Raw genomic sequence first — 14712 nt, forward strand, 5'->3', positions numbered from 1 at the left:
ATCCGGCTCTACGCGCCCGCCCCGCCGAAGCCCCGGCCTCGCCGTGCTACCGTCGCGGGGATGTCCGACGACTTCGAGCTCCTCGACGCCTGGCGGGGCGGCGACCTGCAGGCCGGCAGCAAGCTGTTCGACCGCCACTTCGAGAGCATCCACCGGTTCTTGCGCAACAAGGTCGGCGACGACACCGACGAGGTCATGCAGCGGACCCTGCTCGCGTGCGTCGAGACCCGCGACCGCTTCCGCGGCGCCTCGACCTTCCGCACGTACCTGTTCGGCGTCGCCCGGCTCGAGCTGCTGGCCCACTACCGGCGCCGGCGCAAGCTCAACAACGAGCTGGACATCGAGTCGAAGTCCTTCTTCGACCTCGACCCGTCGCCCAGCACCGTCGTCGCCAAGCACAACGAGCAGAAGCTGCTGCACGAGGCGCTGCGCCGGCTGCCGATCGACCTGCAGATCGCGCTCGAGCTGCACTACTGGGAGAGCATGTCGGCCACCGAGGTCGCCACGGTGCTGGAGATCCCGAGCGGCACGGTCAAGAGCCGGCTGCGGCGGGCCAAGGAGATGCTGCGCGAGATCATGGAGTCGATCACGCTCAGCAAGACCCAGCTCGAGAGCACCATGGGCGACCTCGACGGCTGGGCCAAGCAGCTCGGTGAAACCCTGCGCGAGGGCGCTGCGGTCTCACGCATGACGGCCAAGGACGACAACGACGACGAATCGCCGTCCGGGGCCGCCGCGGCCACCTGATGAGCTCGGCGCCCCCGGCGCTCTTCCGACCGCGCCGGCCGCAGCGGTCCGGCACTTCGTAGCGACATCGGCATGACTCGACCGTCCCGCAGCCTCCGGTTCTTCGCCGTCATCGGCGTCCTGTCCACCGCCGTCGCCATGCTGGCGCTCTTCACCGTGTCGGTCCGCTGCGCTTGCGGCGGGCCCGGCGTCCCGGTCAAGACGGTGCTCGAGATCGACTTCGAGCGGCCCTTCGCCGAGCACGAGGCGGCCGACCCGATCGCGCGCGCGCTCGGCGGCGGCGGCCCCACCGTCGACGATCTGGTCGCCGCGCTCGAGCGGGCCCGCACCGACGACCGCGTGGCCGGCCTGGTCGCGCACATCGGCGGCGCCGGCTCCGGCTTCGCCCGCACCCAGGAGCTGCGCGACGCGATCGCCGGCTTCCGCGCCAGCGGCAAGTTCGCCGTCGCCTTCTCCGAGACCTTCGGCGAGTTCGGGCCGGGCAACCAGGGCTACTACCTCGCCACCGCGTTCGACGAGATCTGGCTGCAGCCGTCCGGCGACGTCGGCCTCAACGGCCTGATGATGCAGGGCATGTTCTTCCGCGGCGCGCTCGACAAGCTCGACGTCGCGGTCCGCATGGACCACCGCTACGAGTACAAGAACGCGCTCAACCAGTACACCGAGCGCGCCTTCACCCCGGCCCACAAGGAGGCCAGCCAGGCTGTCCTCGAGAGCATGTTCGATCAGCTGGTCGCCGGCGTCGCCGAGCGGCGCCAGCTCGCGCCCGAGGCCGTGCGCGCGCTGATCGACCGCGGCCCGTTCCTCGGCCCCGAGGCCCTGAAGGAGGGCTTGGTCGACAAGCTCGGCTACCGCGACGAGGTCATGGCCGCCGTCAAGGCCCGCGCCGGCGACGGCGCCGAGCTGCTGTGGCACGACCGCTACCTCGAGCGCGCCGGCAGCCCGTGGGCCCGCGGCGCCAAGATCGCGGTCGTCTACGGCCTCGGCCCGGTCCAGCGCGGCGAGAGCAGCTTCGACCCGCTGTTCCGCGAGGCCACCATGGGCTCCGACACCGTCGGTGCGGCCCTGCGCGCCGCCGTCGACGACCCCGAGGTCAAGGCGATCGTGTTCCGCGTCGACAGCCCGGGCGGCTCGTACGTCGCCTCCGACGCGATCTGGCGCGAGACGGTGCGGGCCAAGCAGGCCGGCAAGCCGGTCATCGTCAGCATGGGCAACGTCGCCGGCTCGGGCGGCTACTTCGTCGCCATGCACGCGACCAAGATCGTCGCCCAGCCCGGCACCATCACCGGCTCGATCGGCGTGCTCGGCGGCAAGATGCTCACGCGTCAGCTGTTCGAGCGCCTCGGCGTCACCTACGACGCGATCGGCAGCTCGGCCAACAGCGACTTCTTCAGCGAAAACCACGACTACAGCGCCCACGGCTGGCAGCGCTTCCAGGCCTGGCTCGACCGCGTCTACGTCGACTTCACCACCAAGGTCGCCGAGGGCCGCGGCCTGCCGATCGAGAAGGTCCGCGAGGTCGCCAAGGGCCGGATCTGGACCGGCGCCGACGCCAAGGAGCTCGGCCTCGTCGACGAACTCGGCGGCTGGCCCGTCGCCCTCCGCCTGGCCCGCGAGGCCGCCGGCCTCGACGCCGACGCCGACATCCAGCTCGAGGTCTTCCCCGCAGACAAGGGCCTGCTCGGCTCGCTGCTCGGCGGCGGCAAGGACAACAGCGAGTCCGTCTCCGCCCAGGTCCAGCTCACCGTCGGCCTGGTCGACGAGCTGCGCCCGGTGGCCGCCGAGCTGCGCGCCCTCGGCCTCGGCCCCGGCGCCCACGGCGTGGTCAGCACCCTGCCCGTCGCCCTCGGCGACTGACCTGTCCCTCGGGACACTTCATTCCTGCGCGGCGCCGTCCACGGTTCGCCGCGCGCGAACGAGCCCGGTCCCGCCTTGCGTGGCGACCGCGGCGCCCGCTATGTCTGGCGCTGCCATGAACACGCCGTCCGCCGCGCTCGAAGCCCGCCTCATCGCCCTCGAAGCCACGGTCCGCCGCCTGCGCCTGTCGACGCTCGGCCTGGTCGTCCTGCTGCTCGCGCTCGTCACCTGCGGCAGCGGCGGCGAGTACAGCCACAGCAGCACCCAGGAGCAGCTCGGCCTGTTGATGGCCCGGGAGATCCGCGTGGGCGACGAGCGAGCCGCGGTGCACATCGTCGGCCACGAGCTCCGCATGCAGCGCGAAGGCGTCGGCACCGTGACGGTCGAGAGCGACCGGATCCGCTTCCTCGCCGTCGACGGCAGCGAGCGGGCCACCTTCGTCGTCGGCAGCGCGCCCCAGTGGGTCGTCCAGCAGCCCGCAGGGCCGGCGAAGGCGTCGCCCTGACGGGATGGCCACGGACGCGTCCGTGCAGATTCCCTGAAGGACATGTCCTTCAGGCCATCTCCATCGCCCGCGCGTCCGCGAAAATCTGCCCCGAAGGCCAGGTCCGCCGTGCGCGCGGCGTACCTGTCCTTCAGGGCAGCAAAACTCATTGAAGATACCGCCCTGAAGGGTCGGTCCGTCGATGCAGCCCGCTCGCCGGACAGACCCTTCAGGACGGCTGAAACTCTCGCCTGTCCTTCCAGACAGCTCAGCGCCGGCGCCGGCGCCCGAGCGCGAACATCCCCAGCAGCGCCACCAGGCCGGCCGCGCCGGAGCCCGGCTGCTGCGTGCAGCCGCAGCCGTCGTCGCTGTCCTGCTGGCCCCACCCGGGCGGGAGCAGCGGGCCCGGCGGAATGATCGGTCCCCCGCTCGTGCCGCTGTCGGTTGACGGCTCGTCGCCCGTCGAATCCCCGGAGTCGCTGTCGCCCTCGCCCTCCGAATCGCCGGAGGTCGCCGGCGCGCCGGTGGACTCGCCGCCCTGGGTCTCGCCCTCGCCGGTCGACCCGCCGGGCTCGCCGCCGGGCATCGGCCCGCCGGTGCTGCCATTGGGCGCCTCGCCGGTCTCGCCCTCGCCCGGCTCGCTCTGGGCCACCACGGTGAAGCACACCGGGTCGGACATCACCACATTGGGCTCGTCGTCGCGCGCCTCCGCGGTCAAGCAGTACGAGCCCTCCGGGAACGTCGCGTCCTTCCACTCGTACGGCGGCACAGTCACCGGCGCGTCCTGGTTGACGCCGTCGACGTAGAGGTCGACCTGGGCCACGCCGACGTTGTCGCTGGCCTCCACGGTGACCGTCACCTGCGCCGGCGCGGTGAACTCCTGGCCGTCCTGCGGGCTCGTGATCGCCACCGTCGGCGGCTCCGGATCGGGCTCGTTGCTGCCGAACAGCCACATCAGCTCGGCGTGCGAGTTCTGGCCCTTGTCGCAGAACTGCTTGTGCTGGTCGCCGCAGCGGACCGGCACGTTGCTGTCGAGCTTGAGGCACTCGTCGCGGAAGCTCGGGTCGCCGCCGGCGTTGTAGGGGTTCATGATGTCGTCGGGCTCGTTGACGTGCTCGAGCCCGTACGCGTGGGCGATCTCCTGGCTCATCGTCGTCGCCTGGGTCGACGCCGAGTACTTGTCCTTGGCGCTGTGGAACGCCAGGACGATGTTCGACGCGACCTTCGCGTCCTCGCAGTCGAGCATCGCCACGCCGAGCACGCCGGGGCCGATCACGTTGGTCGGCGAATTGACGCACATCGTGTATTCGCCCTGGTCGGGCCGCTCGTCGGTGATCACCACCTTGTACTTGGCCCAGTCGGCCTTGACCGCCTGCAACGAGGCCGCGCGCTTGCTGCCCTCGCCGTAGGGCTGGAACGTCTCCTCGAACTCCGCGAACGCCGTCTCGTCGTTCTTGGCGTTGTCCTTGCCGGTGTGCTTCAGCTTCACGCCGTCGTAGTTCAGGTAGAACACGTTGGTCTGCGCCTGGCCGGCGGCGCTCGGCGGCACGTTCGCCTTGATCCGCGTGGTGTCCTGCGTCGCCGGCGGCGACAGCGGCGCGGCGCGGACGCCCATCGGCTCCGACTCCGGCGAGGCCTCCGCCGCGGGGGATTGCACATACGGCGCCGCACCCGCAGCATTGCTCAAGAGACAGGTCGCAAGCGACAGGACGACAATGCGCGCACGGCGGTCGGTTGTGAATGTCATGTGCCTCACTCCGGTACGACATTTCCAATAGGCAATCCATGCCACCGCCTTCAAGCCTTATTTTCACCGGCACAACGACGATTCCCGTGGTGCGGACATTCCGCCGGCCCTCGGCGGGTCCCCGAACCGTGTTGGAGGGAATTGGCGGCGCCACGTGAGGCTGCGCAAATTCTTGCGCATCGCCCGCCGCGCACGAGCATTTCACGCACAGTCAACGCGCCGCGCGCGCGTTGACAACGTTTCGAGCGCACTCTGCGCGATTTCACGCCCGGCCGCAACGAGAAGGGCCCGCCGCGCCGCGCGCGACAGGCCCCTCGACCCTCGCCCCGGCTCGCTCAGCCCCGCCGACGCCGCCGGACCAGGCCCAGCGCGACCAGGACGACCAGCCCCGCGGCGCCCGGCCGGGCCGGCTGGGCGCAGCCGCAGCCCTCGTCGCCGCCCTCCTGGCCGAACCCGGGCGGCAGCGCGGCGGTGTCGAACGAGGGCAGGCCGCTGTCGTCGCCGCTGTCGCTGCCCTCGGGCTCGGGCTCCGGCTCACCGGTCTCGAGGTTGCCCGTCTCGCCGCCGGTGGTCGGAAGTTCCCCGGTGGTCGGATCCGGCTCGCCGCTGGTGGTCGACGGCCCGGTCGTGGTGCCCTCGTTCTGCTTCACCACGGTGAAACAGACCTCGGGCGACATCGCCGAATTGGGCTCGTCGTCGATCGCCTCGGCCGCCACGCAATAGGTGCCCTCGGGGAAGGTGGCGTCGGCCCATTGATAGGGCGGCGTCACGTCGGGCGCGCCTTGATTCATGCCGTCGATGTAGAGATTGACCTCGGCGACCCCGACGTTGTCGCTCGCCTCGGCGACGATCGTGATCGCCGCGGGCGCGACGAATTGATCGCCGTTCTTCGGGTTCGTGATCGCCACCGACGGCGGGGTCGGGTCCGGCGTCGCGCTGCCGAACAGCCACAAGAGCTCCTGGTGCGAGTTCTGCTGGTTGTTGCCGCAGAACTGGCTGTGCTGCGCGCCGCACTGGATCGGGTTACCGCCGCCGTCGAGGGTCAGGCAATTGTCGAGGAAGCTCGGATCGCCGCCCGCGTTGTACGGGTTCATGATGTCGTTCGGCTCGTTGACGTGCTCGAGCCCGTACGCGTGGGCGATCTCCTGGCTCATCGTCGTCGCCTGGGTCGCCGCCGAGAACTGATCGTTCGCGCTGTGGAACGCCAGCACGATGTTGGCCGCCATGTTGTCGTTGCAATCGAGCGGCGCCACCCCGAGCACCCCGCCGCCGAACACATTGGTCGGCGAATTGACGCACATGGTGTAGAGCCCGCCGTTCGGGCGCACGTCGGTGATCGACACGTCGTACTTGGCCCAGTCGGACTTGACCGCCTGCAGCGACGCCGCCCGCTTGTTGCCGGCGCCGTAGGGCTGGTAGGTGGCGGCGAACTCGTTGAACACCGTGGTGTTGGTCGCCGAATTGTCCTGCCCGCCCTGGTTCAGGGTCACGCCGTCGTAGTTCAGGAAGAACACGTTGGCCTGGGCGTGCCCGGCCGCGCTGGCGCGCGCCCGCGCGGTCAGGTCGAAACCCTCCTGGGCGGGTGGAATCATCGGAGCCGCCCGCCACGCCTGCGGCTCTGGCGCTTCCGGCGCGGCCGATGGCTGCACGATCGGAGCGGCAACCGCGCTCGAACTCAACAGGCACACCCCGATGGCGATTGCCACGGACTGCGATCGAGGGACAGCGAACGGCAGGATCATGGGGTTTGTCCAAGTTCCACCCTAGGCAATCCCTCCCCCGGCCTTCAAGCGCTAATTTCGACGGACGGCAGCAGAGAATCTGCGCCCGCAGACGCCCGGGCAGCGGCCGGGAGACCCCACGAACCTCGCGCGATGCGTGACGCTGCGCATGCGACTGCGCGCCGCGGCCTGACGCACCCCGTTCAGCACTGCCCGCAGTCGCGCGCGTCGGCTACATTCACCGCCCGCATGGCTGCCCGCCCGAGCGCGCAATCCACCCCCGCCGAGGTCCTCGTGCTCGGCGGCGGCGTCGCCGGCCTGACCACGGCCCTCTGCCTGCTGCGGGCCGGCAAGCGCGTCCGCGTGGCCGCCCGGGCCTACATCGCCGGCACCACCTCGGCGGTCGCCGCCGCCTTCTGGTACCCGTATCGCGCCTATCCCGAGGCGATGGTGGCACCGTGGGCCCGCACCAGCTACGCGCGCTTCGCCGAGCTGACGCGCACCGCCCCCGAGGCCGGCGTGCTGCGCCGCGAGACCGTCGAGGTGTTCCCGCAGTTCGCCCCGCCGCCCGCCTGGGCCAGCGAGCTGCCCGACTTCCGCTTCGTGCCCACCGCCGACCTCCCGCTCGGCTACGGCGCGGGCCATCGATTCACCTCGTTCGTGATCGAGACCACCCTCTACCTGCCCTGGCTCATGCGCCAGGTCGAGGCGGCCGGCGGCGAGTTGACCGTCCACGCCTACCAGAGCCTCGACGAGGCCGTGCGCGACTGCCCGCGCGTGGTCGACTGCACCGGCCTCGGCGCTCGCGAGCTCGTCCCCGATCCCTCGCTCTACGCCGTGCGAGGTCAGGTCGTGAGGGTGCGTAACCCCGGCATTTCTCGCGTGTGGATCGACGAGTACAGCGGCGGCGGGATCACCTACATCGTCCCGCGCAGCCACGACGTCGTCCTTGGCGGCACCGCCGACGAGCGCGAGGAGGACACCACGCCCGACCCCGCCCGCACGCCCGGCATCATCGCCCGCTGCGCCCGCCTCGAGCCGGCGCTGGCCGACGCCGAGGTCCTGTCGGTGGTCGTCGGCCTCCGCCCGGCGCGCCCGGCCGTCCGCCTCGAGGCCGAAGCGCGCCCGGGCGGCCTCGTCGTCCACAACTACGGCCACGGCGGCGCCGGCGTCACCCTCTCGTGGGGCTGCGCCGAGGCGGCCGCGCACCTGGTCCTTCAGCCCTGACCGAAAAGCCATGTCGCAAACGCTGACCCACCTGCGCCAGCTCGAGGCCGAGAGCATCCACATCATCCGCGAGGTCGCCGCCGAATTCGAGCGGCCGGTCCTCCTGTTCAGCGGCGGCAAGGACTCCGCCTGCATGCTGCACGTGGCGCGCAAGGCGTTCCACCCGGCGCCGCTGCCGTTCCCGCTGCTGCACATCAACACCACGTGGGACTTCCGCGAGCTGCTCGAGTACCGCGATTGGTTCGCCGCCACCCACGGCATGAACCTCATCGTCTATACCAACGAGCAGGCGCTGGCCGAGGGCATCAATCCGTTCGACACGCCGACGCCCAAGTACAGCGCCGCCATGCAGACGCAGGCGCTGGTCCAGGCGCTGCGCCAGGGCGGCTACGACGCGGCCTTCGGCGGGGCCCGACGCGACGAGGAGAAGGCCCGCGCCAAGGAGCGGGTCTACTCGTTCCGCAACAAGCAGATGCAGTGGGACCCGAAGAACCAGCGGCCCGAGCTGTGGGACACGTATAACGGCAAGGTCAACCCGGGCGAGAGCATCCGCGTGTTCCCGCTGTCGAACTGGACCGAGCTCGACGTGTGGCTGTACATCCACCTCGAGCAGATCCCGCTGACCCCGCTCTACTTCGCCACCGACCGCCCGTGCATCGAACGCAACGGGGCCCTCATCGCCGTCGACGACGACCGCATGCGCCTGCTCCCCGGCGAGGTCCCGCAGCTTCGCAAGGTCCGCTTCCGCACCCTCGGCTGCTACCCGCTCACCGGCGCCATCGAGAGCCCGGCCACCACCGTCCCCGAGATCATCGAGGAGATGCTGGTCGCCACCCACTCCGAGCGCCAGGGCCGCCTGATCGACCACGACGAGGCCGGCAGCATGGAGCAGAAGAAAAAAGAGGGTTATTTCTAGAGCTGCCCCTCCGGACATGTCTCGACAGACATGTCCCTGAGACCTACCCCTGCGGATTGATCTGCTTCTGGTCGAGCCCGCCCGGGTACGCGTACGAATCGTATTCGTCGTAGCCGATCACCATCACCCCGAACGGCTGATCCCCGGTCAGCACGTGGACGCCGTCGTCGGCCGGCACCCGCGCGACCTCCCACTCCGACGCGCCGACCTTGATAAACGTGTTCTGGGCCACCGGCGCGCCGTCGAGGGTGATGTTCGCACCTGTCTTTTTGGTCAGGACGATGCGGTCGAACAGCCAGTTGCTGGGGATCAGGATCACGTAGCTCGAGCGGTACTGCGCCAGCGGCACCGCCTGCGCCATCGCCGGGTCGCCGGCCTGCAGCGGCGGGACGTTGGTGTTGGCCGACGACGACATGTATTGCATGAGGTAGATCGGCTTGTCGGCGGTGACCACGAAGTCGCCCGGGTTGGCCTCGGAGCCGCCCACCGTCATCGTGATGAGCTGGCCCTTCGTCATGGCGAAGTCGTCGGCGGGGATCCCGGTGACCTCGGGGTGGCGGTCGACGTGGACCTGGGTGCCGTCCTCGGCCGCGAACAGGTGCCAGTACGACGGCTCGGGCGCGCCGTTGTTGCGCACCGGGAAGCGGCTGGCCACGTAGGTGTCGCCCCACGTCTGCAGCCCGTACACCTGCTCCTCGAGGTGATCGCAGCAGCAGGTGTCGGCGCTCGGGATGTTGGCGCACCAGTGATTGGAGAACACCCCGATCGGCTTGTCCGAGGTGATGTACGTGCCCGACAGCATGTTGGTCGACGACTCGATCTGGATCACGTCGGCCTCGTTCATCGGCGGCAGGGTGTACGGCTGGCCGGCCGGCAGCGCCGGCAGCGCCCCGCCGGCGTCGGTCGGCACCGCCGGCGTGATCGTCACCGTGGTCGCGTCCTGGGCCGCGACGATGTTGAGCTGGGCGTTGCCGAAGCTGCTCTCGCCCCAGCCGACCACGTAATAATATTTGTCGTAGACGTTGACCGGCAGCAGCAGCGAGGCGTCGCTGGTGTACGAGGTCTCGCCGTTGATCGGCTGGAATTGATAGGCGATGATCGGCACGTCGCTGACGACCTTGTAGGCGCCGCGCGGGTTGACCCCGGTGTAGTCGATGTGCCGGTCCGGCAGGTCGAATTGAAACAATGTGTTCGGCCCGACCTGCGACTGCTGGATCGTCGCCCACGCCGCCCCGTCGTGGGTCTGCACCTGCACGTTGGCGGTCTTGGCCGGGTCGACGTTCGACACCACCACCGCGTACGGCTGCGAATCATAGGCCTCGGCCGGGTCGTTGTTGTTGTCGACCGCGAAGTACTCGCAGCCGACCGACGACGCGTCGGTCTGCGCCTTGGCGCACAGCGACTTGCACACCCCGAAGTCGCACACCTGGTCGGCCGCGCACGGGGTCGGCGGCAGCCACGATTGCCCGTCGTCGGCGCACACCTGCACCGCGCTTGGCCCGTCGCACTGCAGCTCGCCGGGGGTGCAAAGGCCGATCGAGGTGACCGAATCGGCGGACCCGGTGTCGCTGGTGGTCGTCGCCGCCGTGGTCGTCGTGCCCGTGGTCGGCGCGGTCGTGTCGGTCCCCGGCTCGCCGGTCGAGGTCGTCGTGCCGACCGGCGGCAGGCCCGTGATCGTCACGGTCGCCGACGCCGACCCGCCGACGCCGCGGCCACCGCTGTCGCCGCAGGCCGCCAGCGCGAGCAGGCCGCACGAAACACGAATGCAGTCACGCAACATGGGCGCACTGTAGCGGAGATCGCGGCGGCGATCGCAAGCACCACGCGCCCGCGCATGCGCTCGCACGGGGGATCGCCCGCGATGGGTCCCCCGGACCGCACGCGCCCGCAACAACGCCGCGTCCGTCTGTTCTCGTCGCCGCGAACCCGTGCCGCGCTCGCTCGACCGTGACGACAATGACAGCGAGCCGCCCTGCGGGCCCTCCACCACCCACCGCTCGGCCCGCTGACGCCGCGCTGCCGGCCCGAGGCCGCCGCGGTTGCGCAACGCGGCGCAGTCGGTCATCGTCGCAGGCGTGAGCGACCGTCCCCGTCCCTCCCGCGCCGGTTTCGTCGCCTTTCTCGGGGTGCTCGTCGCCCTCGTCGCCGGCTACCTCAACGACTGCTTCAGCGGCCTCGGATTGTCCCCGAACGCGGGCCAAGCCGTACCCGCCGCCGCGGAGCCGGCGAAACCGGCCGCGAAGGCCGAGGGCCGGGTCCGCGTGGTCGTCCAGGGCGAGCAGTGCCGCGTCGGCGACGGCGCCCCGCTGCGGCCCTGCGACGCCGTGTGCGCCGAGCAGGCCGCCGGCGCCACGGTCGAGATCGAGGCCACCGCCGGGGCCCAGCGGGCCGTCGACGCCCTCCGCGCCTGCGTGCAGGGCCGCGGCGCCAAGGCCCAGGTCGTATCGGAGTAGCGCGTGTTCTGGCAGGCGCTGTTCGACCCCTTCAGCATCGTCGTCCTCGCCGCGACCCTGGCGATGATCGCCCTCTCGCTCGGCTGGCTGCGCGGCGCGGCCCGCCAGCGCGACGTGCTCGCCGGCGGCCTCATCGTCTTGCGCAAGATCGGCGCCCAGCTGGCCGAAAATCACCCGATCCGCCGCCGCCTCGAGTCGGCGCCCGTGGTCGACCTGTCGTTCGAGGAGCTCGCGCGCCTGCTCAGCGGCCAGCAGGTCGAGCCGGCCGCGCGCACCCTGATCCGCCTCGGCGAGCGCATCGGCTGGGTCGAGCGCTTCGCCCAGCTGTCGGTCCACCTCGGGATCCTCGGCACCGTGTTCGCCCTCGTCAGCGCCGATCCGACCGACCTCGAGGGCTTCCGCGCCCGCCTGCCGATGGCCCTCGGCACCACCTTCTGGGGCCTCGTCGGCGCGATCGCCCTGTCGCTGATCGCCGGCGCCTGCGAGAGCCTGCTCGAGCGCGCCTCGCAGCACGTCCGCGAGGCCCTGCTCGAGGGCCTCGAACAGAGGCCCGAGGGGACCGCCCCGTGAAGCGCCGCCGCCGTCACGCGCTCGACCTGCTGCCGCTGCTCGACGTGTTCATGGTCGTACTGTTCGTGTTCGCCACCATCCAGGAGGGCCAGCTCGACGCCTCGACGCACACCGCCGCCGCCATGGAGCGCGAGCTGCAGCAGCTGCGCGCGCAGCAGGTCGACCCTGACGAGCTGACACGCATGCGCCAGGCCCAGGCCACCGCGACCGCCGAGGCCGAGGCGGCCCGCGCCGAGCTGGCCCGCGCGACCGAGGCCCAGACCGAGCTGCGCGCCGCCCTCGAGCAGCTGCGCACCGCCACCGAGCAGGCCGCCGCCACCGCGACGACCTCCGGCGCCGAGGTCCTGCGCCGCCAGGAGGTCCTGGCTCGCCTGCTCGATCACTTCTCGGTGTTCGAGATCGAGATCGACGGCGAGCTCGCGGGCGACGTCGTCGTCAACCATTGCTGCTACCGCACCGAGCCGCTCGCCGGCGCCTGGAAGCCCTGCGGGACCCTGCCCGCCGCCACCACCGAGCTGCAGGACTGGCTCGCCGAGGGCGGCGCGGGCCTCGTGGACGCCCTCCGTCGCACGCGCGGCGGCAACGCGATGACGATCGTGCGCCAGAACGAGCGCGCCACCTGGCGGGTCGCCCGCAAGCTGGAAGAGCAGCTGCGCGAGCGCTTCCCCGAGCACAAGATCTACGGCGAAGGCGTGGCCACCCACTCCCTGGCCTGCCCGCGCTGAGCATCCATGTCTCTCAAGACATGCCCCATCGTCCATGTTCTTCAAGACATGCCCTTCCACGCATGTCCATGAAGACACCCACGACGCGCCGGCCTCCCCCCCAAACGGCGCCGCCCGCCGCCCCAGGTGCCCAGCGGCTCGAACCTGCCAGCGCGATCGGACCCCACGTCCGCAGCCGCAGCCGCGTGCGCGAACTCAACCGCAGCATCCCCGCGGCACCGACGCGCACCCAGCGACGCCGCTGACATCGAGGCCTGCGAGCGCCGCCGGCGCGACGGGCCCGGGCCCGTTGCCATGACGCCCGGTTGCCGCGCAAGCTCGTGCCCGCCGCCGCCATGACCGACATTCACGCTTATCTCGAGCGCCACCAGCAGAAGGAGCTCCTGCGTCTCTTGACCTGCGGCAGCGTCGACGACGGCAAGTCGACCCTGATCGGTCGGCTGATGCACGACACGCGGGCGATCTACGAGGACCAGCTGGCGGCGATCCGGCGCGACAGCGTGCGCCAGGGGACCACCGGCGGCGAGCTCGACCTGGCGCTCTTGACCGACGGCCTGCGAGCCGAGCGCGAGCAGGGCATCACCATCGACGTCGCCTACCGCTACTTCAGCACCGACCGGCGCAAGTTCATCATCGCCGACTGCCCCGGGCACGAGCAGTACACCCGCAACATGGCGACCGGCGCCAGCACCTGCCAGCTCGCCATCATCCTGATCGACGCCCGCCACGGCGTCATGCCGCAGACGCGGCGGCACAGCTACATCTGCAGCCTCCTCGGCATCAAGCACCTCGTGGTCGCCATCAACAAGATGGACCTCGTCGGCTTCGACGAGGCTGTCTTCGAGGACATCCGGCGCGCCTACACCCACTTCGCCGCCGGCCTGCAGATCCACGACATCACCTTCATCCCGATCTCCGCCCGCGACGGCGACAACGTCGTCGAGGCCGGCGACCGCATGCCGTGGTACCAGGGCCCGCCGCTGCTCGCCCACCTCGAGACCGTCCACATCGCCAGCGACCGCAACCTCCGCGACCTGCGCCTGCCCGTCCAGTTGGTCCTGCGGCCGAGCCACGACTTCCGCGGCTTCGCCGGCTCGATCGCCTCCGGCGTCCTGCGCGTCGGCGACGAGGTCGTCGTCCTGCCGTCGCGGGCGCGCTCGACCGTCAAGCGGCTCGTCACCTTCGACGGCGACCTCGAGGAGGCCCACGCGCCGATGGCCGTCACCGTCGTCCTCGCCGACGAGGTCGACGTCAGCCGCGGCGACGTCATCGTCCGCCCCGGCGGCGAGCCGCAGCAGGCCAGCGAGGTCGAGGCGATGGTCGTGTGGATGGACGAGCGGCCGCTGGTGCGCGGGCGCAGCTACCTGATCAAGCACAACACGCGCACCGTCCCCGGCGAGCTCGAGGCAGTGCTGCACCGCGTCGACATCGCCACCCTCGAGCGGCGCCCGGCCGACGGCCTGGCGATGAACGAGATCGGGCGCTGCGCCCTGGCCCTGCACCGGCCGCTCAACTTCGATCCGTACACCGTCAATCAGGCCACCGGCGGCTTCATCATCATCGACCGCACCACCAACGGCACCGTCGGCGCCGGCATGCTGTGCGACCGCGGCGACCGCAGCGGCGGCGCCGATCCGTGGGCCGCGCCCGGGGTCGACGAGGGCGGCCGCGACCATCGCAGCGCCGTCACCCGCGAGGCCCGCGAGGAGCGCTTCGGCCAGCGCGCGGTCACCCTCCTCCTCACCGGCCTGCCCGGCTCCGGCAAGGCCACCCTCGCCTACGCCCTCGAGCAGCGGCTGTTCGCCGCCGGTCGCGCAGTCACCGTCCTCTACGGCCCGGCCATGCGCCGCGGCCTCGCGCGCGACCTCGGCTACAGCGCCGACGACCGCAGCGAGAACCTGCGCCGCGCCGCCGAGGTCGCCCGCCTGTTCAACGAGTCGGGTCTGCTTTGCATCTGCGCCTTCGTGGCCCCGCACGAGGCCGTGCGCGCCCGGGCCCGGCAGGTCATCGGCCCCGGCCGCGTGCTCGAGGTCCACCTCTCCGCCCCGCTCGACGTCTGCCGCGCGCGCGACCGCACCGGCCTGTACGCCCGCGCCGACGCCGGCGAGATCAAGGCCTTCCCCGGGATCAGCGCCGCCTACGAGGCCCCGGTCGCCCCCGACCTGGTCCTGCCGACGCACGAGCTCGACGAGGCCGCCTGCGTCGACGCGCTGGTCGAGCTGCTGCGCTCGCGCGGCGCCGTCGGCTGACGATCTCGCCTGTCTC

12 protein-coding genes are annotated in these 14712 nt (G+C 71.2%); 9 read left to right on the forward strand and 3 right to left on the reverse strand.

Annotated elements, in window-relative coordinates; genetic code table 11:
* Positions 1 to 60 precede the first annotated feature (60 nt).
* The 3 genes from OV090_RS34810 (at position 61) to OV090_RS34820 (ending at position 3109) form a co-directional block, all read left to right on the forward strand.
* On the forward strand, positions 61 to 747 hold the full coding sequence (locus tag OV090_RS34810; RefSeq protein WP_267709007.1) for a sigma-70 family RNA polymerase sigma factor: 687 nt from the start codon (positions 61 to 63) through the stop codon (positions 745 to 747).
* Between the two features lie 72 nt (positions 748 to 819).
* On the forward strand, positions 820 to 2604 hold the full coding sequence (gene sppA, locus OV090_RS34815; protein ID WP_267709009.1) for a signal peptide peptidase SppA: 1785 nt from the start codon (positions 820 to 822) through the stop codon (positions 2602 to 2604).
* A 115-nt stretch (positions 2605 to 2719) separates the two neighbouring features.
* Positions 2720 to 3109 carry a hypothetical protein gene (locus OV090_RS34820; RefSeq protein WP_267709010.1) on the forward strand — a complete coding sequence of 130 codons (390 nt, stop codon included), beginning with the start codon at positions 2720 to 2722 and terminating at the stop codon, positions 3107 to 3109.
* Positions 3110 to 3356: 247 nt separating this feature from the next.
* Here the strand turns inward: OV090_RS34820 and OV090_RS34825 are convergent, their stop codons facing one another.
* Together OV090_RS34825 and OV090_RS34830 are read right to left on the reverse strand one after the other, a co-directional pair.
* Complete coding sequence (locus OV090_RS34825) at positions 3357 to 4703, reverse strand: Ig-like domain-containing protein (protein ID WP_267709011.1); 1347 nt, start codon at positions 4701 to 4703, stop codon at positions 3357 to 3359.
* 467 nt (positions 4704 to 5170) lie between these two features.
* The gene (locus tag OV090_RS34830; RefSeq protein WP_267709012.1) at positions 5171 to 6427 is read right to left on the reverse strand and encodes an Ig-like domain-containing protein; all 1257 of its coding nucleotides are present in this window, start codon (positions 6425 to 6427) and stop codon (positions 5171 to 5173) included.
* Positions 6428 to 6805: 378 nt separating this feature from the next.
* Between OV090_RS34830 and OV090_RS34835 the strand changes: the two genes are divergently transcribed.
* Both OV090_RS34835 and cysD read left to right on the forward strand, forming a co-directional pair.
* A complete protein-coding gene (locus tag OV090_RS34835; protein WP_267709013.1) occupies positions 6806 to 7783 on the forward strand; it encodes an FAD-dependent oxidoreductase in 978 nt (325 codons plus the stop codon).
* Between the two features lie 10 nt (positions 7784 to 7793).
* On the forward strand, positions 7794 to 8699 hold the full coding sequence (gene cysD, locus OV090_RS34840; RefSeq protein WP_267709014.1) for a sulfate adenylyltransferase subunit CysD: 906 nt from the start codon (positions 7794 to 7796) through the stop codon (positions 8697 to 8699).
* 43 nt (positions 8700 to 8742) lie between these two features.
* Here the strand turns inward: cysD and OV090_RS34845 are convergent, their stop codons facing one another.
* On the reverse strand, positions 8743 to 10479 hold the full coding sequence (locus OV090_RS34845) for an IgGFc-binding protein (protein ID WP_267709015.1): 1737 nt from the start codon (positions 10477 to 10479) through the stop codon (positions 8743 to 8745).
* A 295-nt stretch (positions 10480 to 10774) separates the two neighbouring features.
* On the opposite strand from OV090_RS34845, the gene OV090_RS34850 reads away from it, so the two are divergent.
* The 4 genes from OV090_RS34850 to cysN all read left to right on the forward strand — a co-directional run bounded on the left by OV090_RS34850 (position 10775) and on the right by cysN (position 14696).
* Entirely contained in the window at positions 10775 to 11152 is a 378-nt protein-coding gene (locus OV090_RS34850; RefSeq protein ID WP_267709016.1) for a hypothetical protein, read from the forward strand.
* Positions 11153 to 11155: 3 nt separating this feature from the next.
* The gene (locus OV090_RS34855; RefSeq protein WP_267709017.1) at positions 11156 to 11722 is read left to right on the forward strand and encodes a MotA/TolQ/ExbB proton channel family protein; all 567 of its coding nucleotides are present in this window, start codon (positions 11156 to 11158) and stop codon (positions 11720 to 11722) included.
* Positions 11719 to 12447 (forward strand): hypothetical protein, encoded by a 729-nt coding sequence (locus OV090_RS34860; protein ID WP_267709018.1) that lies wholly within the window; start codon positions 11719 to 11721, stop codon positions 12445 to 12447. Before OV090_RS34855 ends, OV090_RS34860 begins: the two co-directional genes overlap by 4 nt.
* Before the next feature lie 335 nt (positions 12448 to 12782).
* Positions 12783 to 14696 (forward strand): sulfate adenylyltransferase subunit CysN, encoded by a 1914-nt coding sequence (gene cysN, locus OV090_RS34865; RefSeq protein WP_346660433.1) that lies wholly within the window; start codon positions 12783 to 12785, stop codon positions 14694 to 14696.
* Positions 14697 to 14712: the final 16 nt, after the last annotated feature.

The sequence above is a fragment of the Nannocystis sp. RBIL2 genome, assembly GCF_026626745.1.
Lineage (GTDB): Bacteria > Myxococcota_A > Polyangia > Nannocystales > Nannocystaceae > Nannocystis.

Bases quoted from the DNA above. Each gene is read 5' to 3' on its own strand.
- OV090_RS34810 (WP_267709007.1), top strand. From the start codon at position 61: ATGTCCGACGACTTCGAGCTCCTCGACGCCTGGCGGGGCGGCGACCTG.
- sppA (WP_267709009.1), top strand. From the start codon at position 820: ATGACTCGACCGTCCCGCAGCCTCCGGTTCTTCGCCGTCATCGGCGTC.
- OV090_RS34820 (WP_267709010.1), top strand. From the start codon at position 2,720: ATGAACACGCCGTCCGCCGCGCTCGAAGCCCGCCTCATCGCCCTCGAA.
- OV090_RS34825 (WP_267709011.1), bottom strand. From the start codon at position 4,703: ATGGGCGTCCGCGCCGCGCCGCTGTCGCCGCCGGCGACGCAGGACACC.
- OV090_RS34830 (WP_267709012.1), bottom strand. From the start codon at position 6,427: ATGATTCCACCCGCCCAGGAGGGTTTCGACCTGACCGCGCGGGCGCGC.
- OV090_RS34835 (WP_267709013.1), top strand. From the start codon at position 6,806: ATGGCTGCCCGCCCGAGCGCGCAATCCACCCCCGCCGAGGTCCTCGTG.
- cysD (WP_267709014.1), top strand. From the start codon at position 7,794: ATGTCGCAAACGCTGACCCACCTGCGCCAGCTCGAGGCCGAGAGCATC.
- OV090_RS34845 (WP_267709015.1), bottom strand. From the start codon at position 10,479: ATGTTGCGTGACTGCATTCGTGTTTCGTGCGGCCTGCTCGCGCTGGCG.
- cysN (WP_346660433.1), top strand. From the start codon at position 12,783: ATGACCGACATTCACGCTTATCTCGAGCGCCACCAGCAGAAGGAGCTC.